Consider the following 18871-nt stretch of genomic DNA (forward strand, 5'->3'; position numbering starts at 1 on the left):
GAGAACATAAGATGGTAAAGAATTCTTTATATCAAACAATTGAACACAAATCGAACGTCCTTGATCTCAAACGCTTAAAATCAATGTATAATTTTAAGGAAAAAGAAGTGGTCGCTTATGCAGATCAACTGATGATGAATATCTTTACATTCACTCGTGATTGGGATATGGAACCATGTGATACACCTTACACCTTAAATCCATTTGGATGGACAACCACACCAAATGGCGATGATGAGTGGATATTTATGTTGAATCGAATGGATTATCTTCCGTCATTAGTAATGGCGACCGTTTTAACGGACGATTTAAAGTATATAAACCATGCCAAAGATCGAGTGTTGCATTGGATTGATGCACATACACCACTCACTTCAGGACCCTCTACACGTACTCTGGATACTGCGATGCGGATGAATAATTGGTTGGATTTATGCCCTTATTTAAAGGCGTATCATCTTTTAGATGAGGATGTCTTTGCACGCATTCAAACCAGTCTTGAAACGCAAGCAAACTATCTTAAAGAACACTATTTAACCAAGTACACCTTGAGTAATTGGGGTAGTATTCAAACCTGTGTTTTGGCCAAGTATTTGGGGTGGCTTAAACACGATGCCGATACAGACTTTAAAACATGGGTTCATGAAGAAATACAGACCCAATTTGAGATTCAAGTATATCCAGATGGTATGCATTGGGAACAGTCAACGATGTATCACGTCGAAGTTCTAAATTATGGACTCAAGGCGTTACCGTATGTGAAAGACCAAGAAGGATTAAAGCAAACACTTGATCAAATGGCATACGCGCTTTATTATCAAGCAACCCCACAGGGTGATATTGTGGCATTTGGGGATAGTGATCGAACGGTTTTAGGTGGCATTTTGGGGTATTGCGCTGTAGCGTTACAAAATCCAATGTATAAATCAAAAGCTCATGATGTGCTTGATTTTGAGGTTTGTTATGCGTACGGCGTAATGATGCAGGATGCTTTTGAGGCATTGAAACGGAAGTTCCAGTTTCCTTAAACTACGATGGCGTGGATAGTGGTATCTTTACCACGCGAAGTGATTGGGGTTCGGATGCCCATTTCACTAGGTTTACGAATGGGTCTTTAGGAAGTGGACACGGGCATGCAGATAATCTCCATGTTTCAACATATTTCCAAGGAAAACCTGTATTGTTTGATCCAGGGCGTTTAACTTATCGTGAATATGACCCACGTCGCATGCACCTTAAAGGCATGGAAAGTCATAATACCGTTATTCTCGATGGAAAGCCTTCCGCAATTCCTGATACCTAATGGACGTATGCTTCTTTTTATAAACCACTTAAAAATTATGTGCGTCATGAGGGAAATTTCCATTACTATGAAGGCGTTGTGGTTTCGGATACTTCCGTGCACCAACGCAAATTGATTGTTATTGATGATGGTATTTGGATGATTGTCGATGAAGTTAAAGCTGAAGGAAATCATGTTGCTACAACGAAGTATCACTTAGATGAATCATTACTGTATCAAAATGGTATAATAAAGTTTGAAGATGAATCGAAATTAAATGTATTGAGTACAAGTCCGATCACCGTGGCTTCAGATGTAATTTCATATACATACAATAAGGAATCAACACATTCTGTTTTAGTCCAAGAACAGGATTTTGTGGATGCATGTGTAAACGTGACACTCTTTGTAGATCCAAAGTGGACGGTAACACGTCTACCCATTCTTCAAAATGGCGAGACGCCCATCGCTGATGAACGAGGTTGCGCGTATGCTTTTGAAAATGATGATGAAGTGATTGAGGTTTGTGTGCTTCACGAAGAGATTTGGCAAGGGAAAAAAATTATGTACTGTAATGGAAAACCATTCCACGCGAAATGTGTTGTACGCTCAAATCGCTTCGGACAAAAGGTAATGCGCGCTTAAATCAAAGCGCTAACAACTTGTTAATCGGTTTACTTAGTAATATAATAAGTACGTTATGATGTAAAAAAAGAATAAGTTGATGAAAGGAATTAAACATGACTCAGGAAAAGAAGTTAACGATTAAAGAAATCGCTTCGTTGGCGGGTACATCGAAAACCACCATCTCATTTTTCTTGAACGGAAAATTTGATAAAATGAGTGCGGAAACACGCGAACGCATTGAGAAAGTCATTGAGGAAACAAATTACAGTCCCAGTGTGGTCGCGCGCTCATTAAATGCAAAAAGCATGAAACTCATCGGTGTAATTATCGGTGATATCACCAATGCATTTGCAAATCAAATTGTTAAAGGAATTGATGAAGCAGCAAAAGAGGGGAAATATCAACTTATCGTAGGGAATACGAACTACGATATCGAAAACGAAGAGAATTATGTCAATCGAATGCTTGCGATGGGTGTTGATGGGTTTATTGTTCAACCAACAACAAGTTTTCATAAATTGATTAAGAAAATTCGTTCTCAAAATAAGGAGATTGTTTTTATTGATTCACAGACGAATGTTCAAAACAACCCTTGGGTAAAAACGAATAATTATGAAGCTGTTTTAGAAACGACCGAGGAAATGATGAAACTTGGGTATGAAGAGTTTATTCTTCTAACCGCAGATCCAAGTATTCTCTCAACCCGTCAAGAACGTTCACAAGGCTTTATTGATGCACTTGCATTAAATGGCAAACAATGTAATATGCAAATTGTGTCAGACAATGTCACACCCGCAGAAATTACAGAAATTATCAGCAATAATATTATGTTAAACCGTAAAACATTGATCTTTGCAGCCAACTGTTGGCTGTTACCCATTGTTTATATGGGATTGAAAGAATTACGGAATTTGATTCCTACCACAATCGGTTTACTTGGATTTGATAATACAGAGTGGACCAATGTTGCATCACCATCTGTCACGACCATTGTCCAACCTGCATACGATGAGGGCTATCAAGCAGCACGGATTTTGATTGATCGGATCGAAGGCGACTATATGGAAGCACCAAATCAAATTCTTAAATGTAATATTAACTGGCAAGAATCAACATGCCAAGGAGATCTTCTTTAGAGGTCTCTTTTTTTTACCTTAATTTATATTAAATGAGTTTAATAGCTAAGATTGAAAAGCGTGAGAATGCTATAATAGGAAATAAAGAGGAGGATGTTATGGAAAAATCAAACACTTTAAAATGGATGGTGCTTACCGCAATGATGACTGCACTGATTACTGTGGTCACGATGATGATAAAAATCCCTTCCGCAACCGGAGGTTATCTCAATCTCGGTGATTTTGGAATTATGATTTCAATGGCTGTAGTGCCGTTTCCCTATGCGCTCTTTGCTGCGGGAGTTGGAAGTGCTTTTGCAGATATTTTCGCAGGTTATGCCCTTTATGCGCCTTTTACCTTGGTCATTAAAGCAGGTGAAGTTGTGATTTTGTATGGCTTGAGACATCACCTAGAATCCTCAAGACGTTGGATTCCCTTCTGTTTGGCAGGGCTATGGATGATGGTGATGTATGGCTTTGTGGCTGTATGGATTGCGCAAAGTTGGGGTGCGATGCTTATTGCCTTCAAAGGTGATGTGTTCCAAGGACTTCTTGCGGCGGTCTTAGCGACCCTTTACTATCCAAGAATGGTTAAGCTTGTTTCAACCTTAAATCCTAAAAAAAACACCTTGATCGGAACTGACCTAGTTCCGTGGGACTAAAGAAAAAAACCTCTTGTATGAGAATTATTGTAAAATAGTTCAATATAGGAGGTTTTTATATGGGAACCGAACTATGCATAGCTATGAGACAAAGATGAAAGTTATAGAAATGAAATTGGCAGGCTACTCAAGCAGGTTTATTCAGACTGAACTTGGAATAAAAAATGTAACACAAGTCAAAACATGGTGGAGATGGTATCGAAATGGTGAACACTATCGATTTTCTCAACCTGTAGGCAAGCAATATACTTTTGGAAAAGGGCCTGAAGGAGACACGGTCGAAGAAACACAAAGACTTAGAATTAAATCTTTGGAGCAACAAATTGAACTATTAAAAAAGTATTTGGAAAGAGAAAGGATGTGGTTCCTGAAATAATCATCAAGCTCGTTGAAGAGTATCGCAACACTGTATCTCTTAAAGATATCTTGAATCTTTTTGGGGTACCTAAGTCAATGTATTACCGTTGGACTAAAAAAGAGCAACTAGAGTCTAATAATTATTCTGTCAATGAAGGATTAGTAATTGAACTTTGTAAAGAAAATAAATTTCGTTATGGATATCGAAAAATAACTGCATTAATTCGAAAGAAAGAATTATCAATAAGAACACTGTTCAAAAGATAATGCAGAAACACCAATGTCAATGCCGTGTTAGGTCAAACGGTATCGAAAAACAAAATCCGAAGATCATTATGCCCAATATCATTAATCGCGACTTTAAATCACTACGTCCTCTAGAGAAATTGGTGACAGATATCACTTACATCCCTTATGGCCATAAGATGCTCTATTTATCTACGATCATGGATTTATATAATGGTGAGATTATTGCGTCTACATTGAGTGACAGACAAAACCTAGAATGTGTGGTTGATACATTAAATCAACTTCCGGATATCGTTCAGCCATGTATTCTTCATTCTGATCAAGGGAGTGTCTATACATCAAAAGAGTATCAACTCAAAGTAAAAAATAAAAGCATTACCATGAGTATGTCCCGTAAGGGTACACCCGCTGATAATGCTCCTATCGAATCGTTTCATGCCTCGCTAAAGTGTGAAACATTCGAATTAAACCCAGAACTAAAGGGTTCTACTGAAATTGTATCACAAACTGTGATAAACTATTTAAAATATTACAATGAAAATCGAATACAAGAAAAGCTAGGATATCAATCTCCCGTAAATTATCGGTTAACTTCATCCTAACTTGGTTTTTTCTTTAGTCCCAAGGAACTAGGTCAGTTCCAAACTGATTGTTTTTTTATTCTACTTTATATATTTGAATGGTGTCATCGTCATCGAAGAAATGGTATGCCAAATCGGAAAACGATTCGGGATGAGCCAAAATTGCGGGATGTTTACTCTTTTTAAATAAATAGATCGATGTGTGACGCACTTTTTTGAGTAAACAATTATAGATTTGGATGTAATGACATTTACGAATGCGCTGATCATCACGACATCCCGTTAAAAGAAGGGGAGCACGTAGGTTACTCAAATCATCGAAGTAGGGTGTATTCCCAAATTCTAAGATTGCATTGGTTTCATTAACCACTGTTGTATGCCATTTTTTCCATGAATTCTTCGGAGGTTAAACTTTCCGGGTATACTGGAAAGTAACTTGCGACGCTCACGTGCAAGCGATTCAAGAAATTGCGGGCTTGATGATTCACCCTGAAAGTTATCGGCAATGATTTTATGAATCCGTCCGGGTTCTTTGAGTGCAATATTCACTGCAACAATTGCACCACCGCTCATTCCAACTAATTTTACATCTCGATAATCTTTAATATGAATCAATTCTAAAACTTGAGCAGCCTCATAAGCCCAAATATCAAGTGGGAATGTATCAATCTGCTCAGATTTTCCATAACCTAAAAAATCAATGAGAACGACTTTAAAGTCATCTTTATATAAATCAATAATCGGTTTAAATACATCAGATGATGATGCATTACCATGTAGGAAAATCAAGGGGTCTCCCATACCGAATTCTTCATAAAAGATCTCATGCCCCATAAAATTGAAATAAGACATTGTGTAACCTCCAAAATTACAATATCCACATTATAGCAAACTCTTTGTAATAAAACACAAAGAATGATTAAGTTCTCTAAATTACACGATGTAGTTGTTTAAGAAAAAAAATTATTAGGATAAAAAAGAGTATGGTAAAATAAAAATCGAAAGGAGGTTTTTTAGGAATACAAGCGCCTGGCTCATATTGAGCGACGAGGAAAGAGGAGAATCGAGACTTCGGCGGATGCCTCTTCGGTTATATGGAATCGTAAGATAAGGACAAATAGAACAAATCCCTTATCAACCATAATCTTAAAATAATAGGAGATATATAATATGTGTGGAATTGTAGGATATGTTGGCACGCGTAATGCTGTCGACGTTTTAAGCGTGGGATTATCCCACTTAGAGTACCGAGGGTATGACTCAGTTGGTTTAGCGATTCAAGAAAGAAAAAAAATAAAAACGTATAAAGAAAAAGGAAAAATTAAGAATTTAGAAATGCAACTTGAAGCAGCTCGTAAAGGTGAACCTTCCTGTGGTATTGGTCATACGCGTTGGGCAACGCATGGTCGTGCATCTAAAAATAACGCGCACCCACATGGCACAGAAAATGTAGTGTTGGTACATAATGGCATTATTGAAAATTATTTAGAGTTGAAAGAAGAATTATTAGCACTTGGTTACAGTTTTGTATCAGAGACAGATTCTGAGGTTGCGGCCAAGTATTTGGATTATCTAATAAAGCAATCAATCTCAAATCAAAAAGCCATTGAATTACTGTGTGACCGGATTCGTGGTAGTTATGCTTTTGCGATCATGTTTTTAAACGAACAGGATGTTCTTTATGGTGTTCGGCACGGCAGTCCATTGTGTTTAGCTATTGGAAAAGATGAAATGTTTCTTGGGTCGGATATGTCACCCATTTTGAGTTATACCAATGAGTATATACTTCTTGATGATCGTGAAATTGTCCGTGTTGAGTCGGATTCGTTTGTGGTGTACCGATCCGATGGTATCGAAGTTAAAGATAAAGTAATTCATTTTGCGAATTGGAATCAAGAATCATCCGATCGACAATTGTTTGAGCATTTTATGCTTAAGGAAATACATGAACAACCCGATGTACTTGACCGAACTTTAAAAACTTATACACAAGCTGATGATGAGGGTTCGTTAAATGTTTCCTTTCCCATCCCGTGTGATTTCTTTACAAACATTAAAACCATCCACATTATTGCATGTGGAACGGCCCTTTATGCAGGGTTATGCGCAAAGTATTGGATTGAAGCTGAAACAGATTATCGAGTCATGATTCATACAGCAAGTGAGTTCCGTTATTATCCTTTAAAGCTCGGTGAAGCAGATTGTGCATGGTTTATTTCGCAAAGTGGTGAAACGGCAGATAGTCTTGCCTGTTTACGCATGGTTTCTGAGCAAGGAATTAAGACGCTTGGAATTGTGAATACTCAAGGGTCTTCAATCGCACGCGAGGTCGATGTGTGTATTTATACATGTGCGGGGTTTGAAAAATCTGTGGCGAGTACAAAAGCCTACACGGCACAGATCGCATTGTTGTATCTTATTACATTATTACTTCAAGAATCGAAACATCCACATCAAGCCCTTGTGATGCTTCAACAATGTATTCGTGCACAACAAGACCTGCTTGAACAAAAAGATGACATTCAAGCGCTCGCACGAAAATACTTGGGGATTTCTTCAGTGTTTTTCTTAGGTCGTGGACTGGACTTCGCAACCTCGGTTGAAGCATCGCTGAAACTCAAAGAAGTTTCTTATGTTATGAGTGATGCTTATCCGGCAGGGGAATTAAAACATGGAACCCTTGCTCTTATTGATCCAAAAGTACTTTCAATTGTGACCTTAACACAAATGGATACTAAAGAAAAAACCCTGAGCAATTTACAGGAGGTGCAAGCACGATCAGGTCAACTTCTGTTGATGACCAGCGACCCGATGCTTTCGAGTTTTTGTGATGATGTGTTCGTCGTGCCAAAGGTTGATGATAAAACCATGCCGTTTATCAGCATTATTGCACATCAATTGTTTGCCTATTACAGTGCAAAAATCAGAGACTGCGACATCGATTGTCCACGAAACCTGGCAAAATCAGTTACCGTAGAATAACAAAAAAAACGTATCCTTCTGGAGTTGTCAAACAAAAGTAGACATTAATAAAAGACTAGAAACCCTTATCCATTTTATATTGGATAGGGGTTTTGTAATTTAAACAGTAAGCAGGTCTTTCAAAATTGAAATAATGTACATATTCTTCGATAAAATTTTCAAAGTTATCTACGGACCAGTATTGATAATCACACGCCATTTCTGCTTTAATCCATCCATTTAATGATTCGATAATTGGATTATCTGTAGGTGTTCCAGCTCGCGACATAGATCTAATTATGTTATAATTTTCATGCGCTTTAGCGAAAGCTTTAGAGTGGTAGACAGCTCCTTGATCTGTGTGAAGAATCGTGGAGCTGTTTTTTTATTATCCTTAAGTAGCGCAAGGAGATCCTCGAGACACTTGTAGTAAGGCTTAGGATCACCAGTTGTACGCGATAATGCAGAACTGATAATTTCATTGTTAAAGGTATCAACCATTAAAGTCCATTCATAATTAATCCTTTGTTTCGAATATGTGTCATATCTGAAACAATAATTTCTAAAGGTTTGGTTGCCTTCCATTGATTCTTTATAATATTAGGATAAATTCGACTTTGTGTTCCAGGTTTTATGGGAATAGTGTTTAACTTTTGATTTAATATTTAAAACTTGCAACACTTGTGGATTAAATTATCGGAAAATTCAATCCCTAAATCACTTTGCTTTCTCATGACTGCAGCGATATCATGATAACCATAACTTGGAAAACGGCGATGCCAGGCTTTAATCACAAAGCTAAGAATCGCTCTTTTTTGTTCATAAATATTGAGATCATTCTTATGCTTTAACCACTTGTAATAACCAGATCGGTTCAAATTCATAAATCTAAGAATGAACGTAATCGGATGTTTAAAAGATAAGTCATGTGCTATTTAGAATTCTTGTCTTTTAAAGTAACGAACTCCTTGTTTACACCAACTCCTTTCACCTGGTACCCTTTTTTTAATCGTGCAATCTCAATATCTCGTTTTAGAATTTCGAGTTGAAGTCGTTCGATCTCAGTTAATGATTTACTCGTATGAAGCGCAGAAAAATGATTTCCTGTCTTTTTCTTGTTTTTTAAACCCTCTTTACCATCACGCATTAATCGATCAATCCACCCATTAATCGTTCCTTTAGGACTTGTGATAGTTTCGCAGCACTTATATGTTCATCAATATGACGTGTAACGACTTTAATACGATCCTCATAAGTCCATTTATTATTTAATCCACCTTTGGGTCTTCCCATCATTAATACCTCCGTTTTATCTTTGATTTTATTATTACACAAAAAAAGTAGACAAGTCTTTTTTACTTGTCTACTTTTAGTTTACTACTCCACTTCGAAGGAAGTGTTTTTTTTTATTGGATACGGCCAAAGCTGGATGCATTATTTTGGGGATTACGTTGGTCAAGATCTTTTTGGAGAAGGACGCTTGCACGTTTGATGGAATGGTGGCCAAATCGTTCTCGTATCGTGTCGAGGGTTTCATCAAGCTCGGTTATGGGTTCATCAAAAAGTGAAAGCTGAATGGGTTGGCAGGTAGAGACGAGGTCACTTAATGTGATGGTGATGCTGCGAAGTGGTTTGTTTTGGTCCCAATATTTCTCAACTAAAAAGAGGGATTCATTAACAATTTGTTGTACCGTATTGATGGGTTGATTCAGCTTTTTTTGTCTGGATAGGGTTTCAAGTTTGTGATCACGAATACTGATGCGAAGGACACTGCCTTTCTTTTCAATTTTACGACACCGACTTGAAACCGATTCAGCCAAGACCAACAATACCCGTTTGACCTCGTCAATGGTCACAAGATCTTGAGGTGTGGTCATGCCATTACCGATTGATTTGGCGGGATCACTGTAGGGGTTAACTTCTGATGAATCCTCACCATTCGCAAAGGCTTTGAGTAAGCTTCCCATCTTCCCAAGATGCGTATGCAAAGTGTTCTCATTTGCACAAGCCAGATCACCAATGGTTCGAATGCCAATCTGATTAAGACTTTTTTGAGTGCTGGGACCAACATATAGAAGTTCTTGAACAGGGAGTGGCCAAATCATTTGCTTCATATGGGACTCCATGAGGATGGTTAGCCCATTGGGTTTTTGGAAATCTGAACCAAGCTTTGCAAAGATTTTATTAAAACTCATTCCAATTGACACCGTCAAGCCGACTTCTGCTTTGATGCGCTTTTGGATTTCCGTTGCGATATCTCCCGGCTTTCCAAATAATAGAATAGAATCGGAGATATCGACCCATGCCTCATCAATCCCAAAAGATTCCACTTTATCGGTATAGGTTCGATAGATGTCTTTGACCTGATTGCTTATCATAAGATAATCTTCATAGGAAGGTGGAACAATCACGAGACCTGGACATTTGCGTCGCGCATCTTTAAGTGTCTCTGCCGTTTTAACGGCCTTAGCTTTCGCCAACGGATTACGTGTTAAGACGATGCCATGTCGTTTGGACTCATCGCCACCAACACACATGGGGACATTCGCCAAGGATGGATTTTTTAGTATTTCAATTTGCGCAAAGCAATAGTCAATATCGCAATGAAGAATGTAACGTTGCTTCATAAAGTCACCTCAATAATCTCAGTATAGGTTATTGTGTTGCGTAATTCAATAGAAATACGCAACATTGGGAGTTTTGTTGTATGGGGGTTGCATAATGGGTATAATAGAAAAAAGAGGTGATTGCATGACATTACAAGAACTGATTACGATATTTAGAGCGCGCCACAATCTCTCATTAGAAGAAGTTGGTGATGCGGTGGGTGTGAGCCGGTCGACGGTTTCACGCTGGGAAACGGGAGTTATTAAAAAGATTTCATTAGAAAAGCAGGAACGGTTGTCGCATTTATTTAAAATAAACGTTCCCAGATTATTTAGATTATCATTTTTTTAAGCCGGTTTTAGGTGTAGTTAGGGCAGGGTACGATTTGTTAGCGCACCAAGATATAATCGGGTATGAGGAAGTTTCAAAACGTGAATATGATCAAGGCGATTATTTTTTGAAAGTTGTGGGTGATTCCATGACGGGATCACGCATTTATGACGGGGATCTTATTTACGTTAAAAAAACACGAGAAATTGTATCGGGGGATATCGCCGTTGTGTTAATACAGGGGGATGAAGCGACCGTTAAACGTGTTATTTTAAAAGATAATTTGATGATATTAGAGGCTACAAACCCGGACTATCCAACGCGTTATTATAACCCAGAAGAAGTCATGATGTTGCCGGTTGAAGTAATTGGGAAAGTCCTAAATGTGCGTGTTGATTTCTAGAAGTAATCCTTCTTATGTAAATAAACGACAACCCCAAGGGTTAAGAAAAAACTAATCATAAATACAATTAGAGCGCATGAGGGTGGTCTTGGAAGGGGAGATCGATGTTCATGCCGTAAAAACTGGTAATAAAAGTTGGGACTGACAATACGAGTGTAATCGATGTGAGGGTCTGCATTATTTTATTCAATCGATTTGAAAAAAGCGATTCGGACACATCAACAATCGAATTGATGATTTGTTGATACATTTCGATATTTTGAACTAATTGATTCACCTCGATACGAATGTTTGTATATTCCGAAGATCGTTCAGATTGCCAGAGGGGATGTGGTTTTTCTTTCATAATATAATTCGCGACATCACCAATGGCATTAATAGCTGTTTGATAACGAATTAACTTTCGACTTAAACTAAAGAGGGCTTTAATGTTTGCTTTTGTAACCAAATTTTCCATGGTTTCTTCATACTCCGAGAGCTGTGCGTTGATGATTTGAACCATCATTTCATAGTTTTTAAGCGTATGTAAAAGAAGGTCAGTGAGGGTAGCGTGCTGAATGTCTTCGGTTAAAGAAATCGATTCATGACAATAAAGATTATAAACGGTACCCATTTGTTCGATACAAATGGGTTGAATGTTTTCTGGTGAGCTTGGATAATTAAGAATGATATAGAAATTGCCACTTAGAAGACGGATATGAGCCAGTTCCGCTTTATCGGATAACGATTGACGGATATATTCGGGTAATTGAAGCATGTGAGCATCTTGATAGATTATAAGATTCATCGTGAATCCTCCTTGTATAGGTATTATAACACGTGAGAAGAATACGAAATTAAGAAAACCTTAAACTGCTTTAGTGTATAATAGATTTAATTGGAGGACGCATATGTATAAAATCATGATTATTGAAGATAACGATACAATTCGTAATGAACTCAGTAGTTTCTTAAAAAAGAACGGCTATGAGACCACACTCATTACTGATTTTACGAATGTTTTGGATACGTTTAAGCAGGAAGATGTGGATTGTGTACTTCTGGATTTATCTCTTCCTGAAGTTGAGGGACATTATCTTGCGAAAGAAATTCGCAAAATAAGTGAGGTTCCGCTTATTGTTGTTACCAGTCGAAACAGCACCATGGATGAACTGATGTCCATGAATTTAGGGGCTGATGATTTTATTACCAAACCGTATAATTTACAAATTTTGTTAGCGCGATTGCAATCCGTTTTACGACGTGCTTATGAAAAAAATGATACCCCAGTAACTGTTTTAAGAGGGGTTGAGTTAGACATACCGCGCGGAATGGTGCGTTATCAAAATCAAGAGCAAGAACTTACCAAAAATGAATTACGCATTCTATCATTCCTTATTGCAAATAAAGGCAGTATTGTTTCACGACAAGATTTGATGCAATACTTGTGGAATACGGATTGGTTTGTGGATGATAATACATTGACTGTAAATATTAATCGTTTGCGTAAGAAACTTGAAGAAATTGGAATTGTGGATTTTATAGAGACAAAACGTGGTATGGGATATACAATTCATGAAAACTAGAGATTTTTTGATGGATAAAGCGTATCTTATAATCCTCGTTGGAATTTTAGAAGGTGTTGTTTCATTCTTCCTTTTGGCTGTGGGGATTCAGCATGAAATTGTGTGGATTATCATGTTTCTCTTCGCACTGGTGTTGCTTGTGGTTTTAGGGGTTGAATTTTCCCGTAGAAAGCGATTTTATGATGAACTGCTGATGAATTTAGAAGGGTTGGATCAAAAGTACTTGATTACGGAAATGATCCCTGATGGGGAGTTTTTGGATGCAAGGCTTTGGGTTGAGGTTGTAGAAGATCTAAGCAAATCCATGGCAGACCGAGTGAATGAGTATAAACGGCGTCAAGAAGATTACAAAGAATACATTGAGTTATGGATTCACGAAGTGAAAACACCTTTAGCAGGGGCAAAGCTGATTGCTTCAAATAATTCCAATTCAGAAATGGATCTCATAATCCGTGAAATGAACCATGTTGAAGATTACCTGGAACAAGTTCTTTTTTATGCACGGTCAAGCTCACTTGAAAAAGATTATATGATTCAGCCCCTTAATCTCAATACACACATCCGTAATGTCGTTAAAGAACTTGCACCCATCTTTATTCAGCGTAAAATTCAAATCGAGATCCAGGTGACAGAAGAACATGTATACAGCGATTCGAAATGGGTTGAATTTATGATTAAACAAGTCCTATCCAATGCGTTAAAGTATGTGGATGAAGGGTGCGGTCATATTTTCGTATCGACGACCATTCAAGAACATGCCATTACCCTTCAAATCTGTGATAATGGACCGGGAATCCCAACGCAAGACTTAGAACGGGTGTTTGAACGTGGGTTTACCGGAGCGCGCGGACGCCAAAACAAACAAGCGACAGGAATGGGATTGTATCTTGTGAAAATGCTAAGTAATAAGTTGAACTTAGATGTAACTATTGAGAGTCACGAAGGAACCTGTGTTAATTTCGTCTTTCCAAAATCAAAAATGATGTTTAAGTAACCTCGTGAACGAGGTTTTTTTATTTCAAATACACTATAATAAAAGTAAGTGACAATAATGTCATATAACTGTAATGATAATGAATTGTAGAATCATCAAGAATTCTTTAAACTCAATGTAGGAGGTTGGTTATGACAACAATACTAGATGTAAACAATATTGAAAAATACTATGGTAAAAAAGGAAATATTACCAAGGCACTTGATGGTGTCTCATTCACAATTGAAAAAGGGGAATTTGTAGGAATTATGGGACCATCGGGTTCTGGGAAAACAACCCTTCTTAACTGCATTTCAACCATTGACTCGGTAACCAGTGGAACCATTGGGGTGAACGGTCAAAATACTACAAAACTTAAGAAAGAGCATTTACAACGTTTTCGTCGAGAGCAACTTGGATTTATTTTCCAAGATTTTAACTTACTGGATACCCTCACTGCTTATGAAAACATTGCTTTAGCGCTCACCATTCAAAACATTAATCATAAAGAAATTGATCAACGCATTCAAAGCGTGGCGCGTCTTTTAGATATTGAAGAAGTACTTCAAAAATTTCCGTATCAAATGTCAGGGGGGCAGCAACAACGTGTCGCCTCAGCGCGTGCATTAATTACAAATCCAAGTCTTATTTTAGCGGATGAGCCTACGGGTGCTTTAGATTCAAAATCAAGCCGTATGTTGCTAGAGAAACTTCAAGAACTGAATGAACAAGAACAAGCGACTATTATGATGGTAACCCATGATGCATTCAGTGCAAGTTATGCGCAACGCATCCTCTTCATAAAAGATGGGAAAATCTTTAATGAGTTGGTACGTGGTAATGATAGTCGCAAAGAATTCTTTGATAAAATTATTGATGTTGTAACGTTACTTGGAGGCGATTCCGCAAATGTACTCTAAACTCGCACTTCGTAATGTTAAGAAGAGCTATCGAGATTTCTTTATCTACTTTATCACCTTGACGTTCTCGGTCTCTCTATTTTATGTTTTTTCTTCATTTGGTGCACAAGCATCAATTATGGATTTAAGTTCATCACAAGGTTCAATGGTTGAGGCGTTGACACGTATTATGAATGCGATGTCCTATATTGTCGCCGTTGTCTTTGCATTTTTAATTCTCTATGCAAATCATTTTTTAATTAAGCGTCGCCATAAAGAACTGGGCGTTTATACGTTATTGGGGATGCCGAAACGCTACATATCTCGAATTTTAATTTACGAAACACTCTATATTGGGGTCTTTTCATTAGGCTCTGGATTGCTTTTAGGTCTTGCTTTATCTCAAGTTATGACACTATTGAGTGCAAAGGTTCTAAGTGTAGCAACACATTATCATTTTGTATTTTCAATGGTTGCGACTGTGAAAACAATTGTGTGCTTTATGATTATTTTTACAGTAGTCATGATTTTTAATGGTGTGATTCTTAATAAATATAAATTAATTGATTTATTGCGTTCAAAACGTCAAAATGAAACACTTAAAGTACGTAAGACATGGATGAGTGTTGTCATTTTTATTCTTGCATGTGTCCTTATTGGGTATGCCTATAAACTGGCATTGAAACCAATGGAACTGATTCGTTTGCTTCCCCTTGTGTTGGTTGCAGGGGCATTGGGAACTTTTATGCTCTTCCTATCGTTTTCTGGATTTATGCTTAAATTTATGCAATTAAACCAAAAACGTTATTACAAGGGTTTAAATAGTTTTGTCTTTCGTCAAGTGAGCGCAAAAATCAGTACAACGTATAAAATGATGTCTGTGATTACCTTGATGTTGTTGATTGCGATAGGAGCCCTTGCTACTGCATTTAATTTAAATTATGTACTTGGCAATGAACTGGAAAAAGCAACCGGTTACGATGTTAGTGTTGTCGTTTCCGGTTCAGAAGGGAAGGATTACGCGCGTCTTATTGATGAAGTCAAAGGCTTTGAACATCAAACAACCGCATCCCTTTATGATCTGGGCATTGAAGCGAAGGATATGGGGATGGAACAGGAACTTTATCAAGGTCAACGCATTTTATTTATGACAGAGACTGATTTCAATGGTTTACGAACGCATGAAGGGTATGAACCCATTCACCTTGATGAAGATGAAGTTTACTTCCAAAAAGCACCAACCGCAGGGTTACAGGGCAGTGATTTGGAGAAACTGGATGCGATTCCAATTTTAGGACAAGCGTTTGTGCTTCAAGCAAATCATGATGTGAAACCGGTAAGGATTGCGAATGGATCCATGATTCACGGATCACTCTTTGTGGTTAATGATGTTCATCTATCAACATTAAAAGCAGAAATGATTTCAAATGACGCATGGAATCAAAATACATTCATATCCAATCTTGATGTTCATGGCTCACAAAAAGAAGTCGTAGAAAAACTTGAAAACAATTTTGAGGGACAGTCTCTTGGCTTGTATCATAATATTCTTAGTTCCGAAGATGTGAAAGCGTCAATGAGTGGAACCGAACTCTTATTTACCTATGTGGGTATTTATCTTGGATTGGTGTTCTTGTTAAGCAGCGTGGTTGTATTGGCGCTTCAACAGCTTTCGGAAGCCAGTGATAATCAATCACGTTACCGTGTTCTCACAAAATTGGGTGCCGATGAGCATATGCTTAAACGTTCAATTCTAAAACAGATAACGATTTATTTCTTTTTACCACTTCTCATTGCGTTAATCCATGCTTATGTTGGTATCAAAGCAATGAATGTGAACTTAAATTTAGCGGGTCTTGCACCGGACACCATGGTGCCTGCAATTCTTACAACCAGTGCAATCAGTATGTATTTGATCTATTTCATCATTACGTATTTCTCAAGTAAGGCCATTACACTGGAAGCTTAAACACACCTAAGGGTGTGTTTTTTAATATGACATTGTTGTAAGTTAAGTGTAAGGAGATTCGATGGTTTGCTTCTTGCATAAAATCTATACTATAGATAACAAGGAGAAACATTATTAAAATACAAATTAAAAAACTATTTAGAAATGATTAAACACGCAAAAATCTACAAGGACGTAACTCAGAACTAACAAAACCCAAACCTTGCCTTGCGGAAATGAGTGCTGAAGAACAAGCAATCGGGCAAGCGCTATCCAGTTTTGTGATCACGACGATCATTACATTATAAGGGAGGCAATTATGTATTTTAAAATAGCCTATAGAAATGTTAAGAAAAGCTATAAAGATTATTCTGTATATTTTATCACATTGACCTTTTCGGTAGCCCTTTTCTATATCTTCGGATCCTTTGAACAGCAGTCAGCCATTTTAAAAATGACGGCAGGGCAAGGTCAAGCTGTGCAAGCCCTTGTAACAACCATGAATGTTATGTCAGCCATTATTTCTGTTGTGTTCGCATTTTTAATTCTCTATGCGAATCAATTCTTAATTCGACGTCGTCAAAAAGAGTTGGGCCTTTACACATTACTGGGGATGCCAAAACGAAACATTGCGCGAATCCTAACATATGAAACCCTCTATATTGGTGTGATGTCCTTAGGGACCGGGTTAGTTCTTGGCTATCTCGGATCTCAGGCAACCGCAATTTTAAGTGCTCAACTCCTTAAAGCGAACATCACATACCATTTTATTTTCTCAATCAAAGCAACACTTAAAACAATCCTAAGCTTTTCCGTTATTTTTATCATTGTCCTTATCTTCAACGGTAATGTCATTCGGAAACATAAGCTTATTGAACTCTTTCATGCACATCGCGTCAATGAAACTGCTGAAAACAAACGTGCTGTTTTACAATTTATGGTAGGTGTCATTTTACTGATTCTTGCTTATAAATGGGCACTTGTACCCTTACATCTTGTGGTCTTTATGCCTTTGATTATTGCCTTGGGATCATTTGCTACGTTTGTTATTTTTAAAGCACTTTCCGGCTTTATGCTTAAGTTTATGAAGATCAATCAACGCCTCTATTATAAAAATCTCAATGTCTTTGTATTTCGCCAAGTTGCCTCAAAGGTCAATACTACTTACAAGATGATGGCGGTTGTAAGTCTTCTACTCTTATTTGGTATCGCAACATTATCAACGGGGTTTAACCTAAATTCAGTTATGGATGAACAAATTAAACGCAATACACCTTTTGATTACACCTTAATGGTGCCGTACTTATCGATCGAACGTGATCTTGAAATTGAAACCTTTATTGCGGACCAGAACATCGAAGGCTTTGCATCAATGAATCTCTACAACACTGATTATGATGCGGATGTACTCGATAGTGTTGTGATGCACGCCAAAAGCCAACAACAACCACGAATCTATCTTGCGGATATTGAGGATTATAATATGATCCGCGTCATACACAATCAGCCAACCATTGATTTAAGTCCGAACAGTGTATACCCTTATGGTCTTAAACATCACAATCAAACCTTAAAAGCGGATGCTAAAGTTATCTTGGGTAAGGGAGATTATAATGTTGTTGATGATCGTGATGATGAGTCGATAAGCATTAGAAATGGTGATTTTAATGATGTCGTCTTACTCATGAATACGGAAACACTTCATGATACACTTGCATCTCAAACGAAACCCGTAACGATGACAACAATCTACAATGTGAATACAGACAAAAGCAGTTTACTCCAAACATCTATTGAACACAAACTTGACGAATTGGGATATGATCACAATGATATTATAAGTGTTAGTTCAGAACAACTGTTTGAAATGCTATTGGGAATTGAGCTGATTTTTACTTTTATGGGACTTTATTTGGGCGTTGTTTTCTTAATCAGTAGTGGTGTCATTCTTGCCCTACAGCAACTTTCTGAAGCAAGTGATAATCAGGTACGCTATCGTGTACTTGAGAAATTGGGAACGGATGAAGGCATGATGCATCACGCCATTTTCAAGCAAGTTGCCTTGTATTTCTTCATACCACTCTTGCTGGCTGGTGTTCATGCATGGGTTGGGATATCTGCGGTTAATATAAACTTAGATCTTGCAGGCCTTAAGGCAACCAGTTTTATGCCAACCCTTTTAACGTGTGTTGGGGTTATCGGTATTTATTTTGTATACTTTATTGCAACCTATTTAGGCAGTAAGTCAATAATTAAAGGAAACTAGAGATTTCATCTAGTTTTTTTTATAGAATGTTGTATTATAGTTGTAG

22 protein-coding genes and 1 pseudogene are annotated in these 18871 nt (G+C 37.5%); 14 read left to right on the forward strand and 9 right to left on the reverse strand.

The window, feature by feature from the left end:
• Positions 1–11 precede the first annotated feature (11 nt).
• From EEI45_RS09170 to EEI45_RS04070, 6 genes and pseudogenes are all read left to right on the forward strand, one after another.
• Complete coding sequence (locus EEI45_RS09170; RefSeq protein WP_228410542.1) at positions 12–1028, forward strand: heparinase II/III family protein; 1017 nt, start codon at positions 12–14, stop codon at positions 1026–1028.
• A gap of 11 nt (positions 1029–1039) precedes the next feature.
• Positions 1040–1303, forward strand: a complete 264-nt coding sequence (locus tag EEI45_RS09175) for a heparinase II/III domain-containing protein (protein WP_228410543.1) — start codon at positions 1040–1042, stop codon at positions 1301–1303.
• A 39-nt stretch (positions 1304–1342) separates the two neighbouring features.
• Positions 1343–1927, forward strand: a complete 585-nt coding sequence (locus EEI45_RS09180; RefSeq protein ID WP_228410544.1) for a hypothetical protein — start codon at positions 1343–1345, stop codon at positions 1925–1927.
• A gap of 95 nt (positions 1928–2022) precedes the next feature.
• On the forward strand, positions 2023–3045 hold the full coding sequence (locus EEI45_RS04060) for a LacI family DNA-binding transcriptional regulator (protein WP_125164245.1): 1023 nt from the start codon (positions 2023–2025) through the stop codon (positions 3043–3045).
• Positions 3046–3143: 98 nt separating this feature from the next.
• The gene (locus tag EEI45_RS04065; protein WP_125164246.1) at positions 3144–3686 is read left to right on the forward strand and encodes an ECF transporter S component; all 543 of its coding nucleotides are present in this window, start codon (positions 3144–3146) and stop codon (positions 3684–3686) included.
• Between the two features lie 73 nt (positions 3687–3759).
• Positions 3760–4894, forward strand: a pseudogene (locus EEI45_RS04070) (IS3 family transposase).
• Between the two features lie 55 nt (positions 4895–4949).
• Here the strand turns inward: EEI45_RS04070 and EEI45_RS09185 are convergent.
• The gene (locus EEI45_RS09185) at positions 4950–5243 is read right to left on the reverse strand and encodes a hypothetical protein (RefSeq protein WP_228410545.1); all 294 of its coding nucleotides are present in this window, start codon (positions 5241–5243) and stop codon (positions 4950–4952) included.
• Positions 5216–5725 carry an alpha/beta fold hydrolase gene (locus EEI45_RS04075; protein ID WP_228410546.1) on the reverse strand — a complete coding sequence of 170 codons (510 nt, stop codon included), beginning with the start codon at positions 5723–5725 and terminating at the stop codon, positions 5216–5218. Before EEI45_RS04075 ends, EEI45_RS09185 begins: the two co-directional genes overlap by 28 nt.
• 318 nt (positions 5726–6043) lie before the next feature.
• Here EEI45_RS04075 and glmS point away from each other — a divergent pair, with 318 nt between their 5' ends.
• Positions 6044–7855 carry a glutamine--fructose-6-phosphate transaminase (isomerizing) gene (gene glmS, locus EEI45_RS04080; protein ID WP_125164247.1) on the forward strand — a complete coding sequence of 604 codons (1812 nt, stop codon included), beginning with the start codon at positions 6044–6046 and terminating at the stop codon, positions 7853–7855.
• Positions 7856–7910: 55 nt separating this feature from the next.
• Here glmS and EEI45_RS09190 read toward each other — a convergent pair whose 3' ends face one another.
• The 6 genes from EEI45_RS09190 to dinB form a co-directional block, all read right to left on the reverse strand.
• The gene (locus EEI45_RS09190; protein ID WP_228410277.1) at positions 7911–8123 is read right to left on the reverse strand and encodes an integrase core domain-containing protein; all 213 of its coding nucleotides are present in this window, start codon (positions 8121–8123) and stop codon (positions 7911–7913) included.
• Positions 8124–8131: 8 nt separating this feature from the next.
• The gene (locus EEI45_RS09195) at positions 8132–8335 is read right to left on the reverse strand and encodes a hypothetical protein (RefSeq protein ID WP_228410547.1); all 204 of its coding nucleotides are present in this window, start codon (positions 8333–8335) and stop codon (positions 8132–8134) included.
• A gap of 164 nt (positions 8336–8499) precedes the next feature.
• Positions 8500–8718 carry a hypothetical protein gene (locus tag EEI45_RS09200; RefSeq protein ID WP_228410548.1) on the reverse strand — a complete coding sequence of 73 codons (219 nt, stop codon included), beginning with the start codon at positions 8716–8718 and terminating at the stop codon, positions 8500–8502.
• Positions 8719–8765: 47 nt separating this feature from the next.
• On the reverse strand, positions 8766–8981 hold the full coding sequence (locus tag EEI45_RS04090) for an ArsR family transcriptional regulator (RefSeq protein WP_125164248.1): 216 nt from the start codon (positions 8979–8981) through the stop codon (positions 8766–8768).
• Positions 8981–9130 (reverse strand): hypothetical protein, encoded by a 150-nt coding sequence (locus EEI45_RS08555; RefSeq protein ID WP_164503754.1) that lies wholly within the window; start codon positions 9128–9130, stop codon positions 8981–8983. The genes EEI45_RS04090 and EEI45_RS08555 overlap by 1 nt, the downstream gene beginning before the upstream one ends.
• A gap of 110 nt (positions 9131–9240) precedes the next feature.
• Positions 9241–10461, reverse strand: a complete 1221-nt coding sequence (dinB, locus tag EEI45_RS04095) for a DNA polymerase IV (protein WP_125164249.1) — start codon at positions 10459–10461, stop codon at positions 9241–9243.
• 124 nt (positions 10462–10585) lie between these two features.
• Between dinB and EEI45_RS09205 the strand changes: the two genes are divergently transcribed.
• Together EEI45_RS09205 and EEI45_RS09210 are read left to right on the forward strand one after the other, a co-directional pair.
• Entirely contained in the window at positions 10586–10792 is a 207-nt protein-coding gene (locus tag EEI45_RS09205) for a helix-turn-helix transcriptional regulator (RefSeq protein ID WP_228410549.1), read from the forward strand.
• A gap of 34 nt (positions 10793–10826) precedes the next feature.
• Positions 10827–11174 (forward strand): LexA family protein, encoded by a 348-nt coding sequence (locus EEI45_RS09210; protein ID WP_228410550.1) that lies wholly within the window; start codon positions 10827–10829, stop codon positions 11172–11174.
• Positions 11175–11241: 67 nt separating this feature from the next.
• On the opposite strand, the gene EEI45_RS04105 is transcribed toward EEI45_RS09210, so the two are convergent.
• The gene (locus EEI45_RS04105; RefSeq protein WP_228410551.1) at positions 11242–11961 is read right to left on the reverse strand and encodes a CorA family divalent cation transporter; all 720 of its coding nucleotides are present in this window, start codon (positions 11959–11961) and stop codon (positions 11242–11244) included.
• Positions 11962–12064: 103 nt separating this feature from the next.
• Between EEI45_RS04105 and EEI45_RS04110 the strand changes: the two genes are divergently transcribed.
• From EEI45_RS04110 to EEI45_RS04135, 5 genes are all read left to right on the forward strand, one after another.
• Positions 12065–12739 carry a response regulator transcription factor gene (locus EEI45_RS04110; protein WP_125164250.1) on the forward strand — a complete coding sequence of 225 codons (675 nt, stop codon included), beginning with the start codon at positions 12065–12067 and terminating at the stop codon, positions 12737–12739.
• Positions 12729–13733 (forward strand): sensor histidine kinase, encoded by a 1005-nt coding sequence (locus tag EEI45_RS04115; RefSeq protein WP_125164251.1) that lies wholly within the window; start codon positions 12729–12731, stop codon positions 13731–13733. Before EEI45_RS04110 ends, EEI45_RS04115 begins: the two co-directional genes overlap by 11 nt.
• Positions 13734–13864: 131 nt before the next feature.
• A complete protein-coding gene (locus EEI45_RS04120) occupies positions 13865–14632 on the forward strand; it encodes an ABC transporter ATP-binding protein (protein ID WP_125164252.1) in 768 nt (255 codons plus the stop codon).
• Positions 14622–16580 (forward strand): FtsX-like permease family protein, encoded by a 1959-nt coding sequence (locus EEI45_RS04125; RefSeq protein WP_125164253.1) that lies wholly within the window; start codon positions 14622–14624, stop codon positions 16578–16580. The genes EEI45_RS04120 and EEI45_RS04125 overlap by 11 nt, the downstream gene beginning before the upstream one ends.
• Positions 16581–16878: 298 nt before the next feature.
• Positions 16879–18825, forward strand: a complete 1947-nt coding sequence (locus EEI45_RS04135; RefSeq protein WP_125164254.1) for an FtsX-like permease family protein — start codon at positions 16879–16881, stop codon at positions 18823–18825.
• The last annotated feature ends 46 nt before the right edge of the window (positions 18826–18871 follow it).

The organism is Erysipelothrix piscisicarius (assembly GCF_003931795.1).
Lineage (GTDB): Bacteria > Bacillota_I > Bacilli_A > Erysipelotrichales > Erysipelotrichaceae > Erysipelothrix > Erysipelothrix piscisicarius.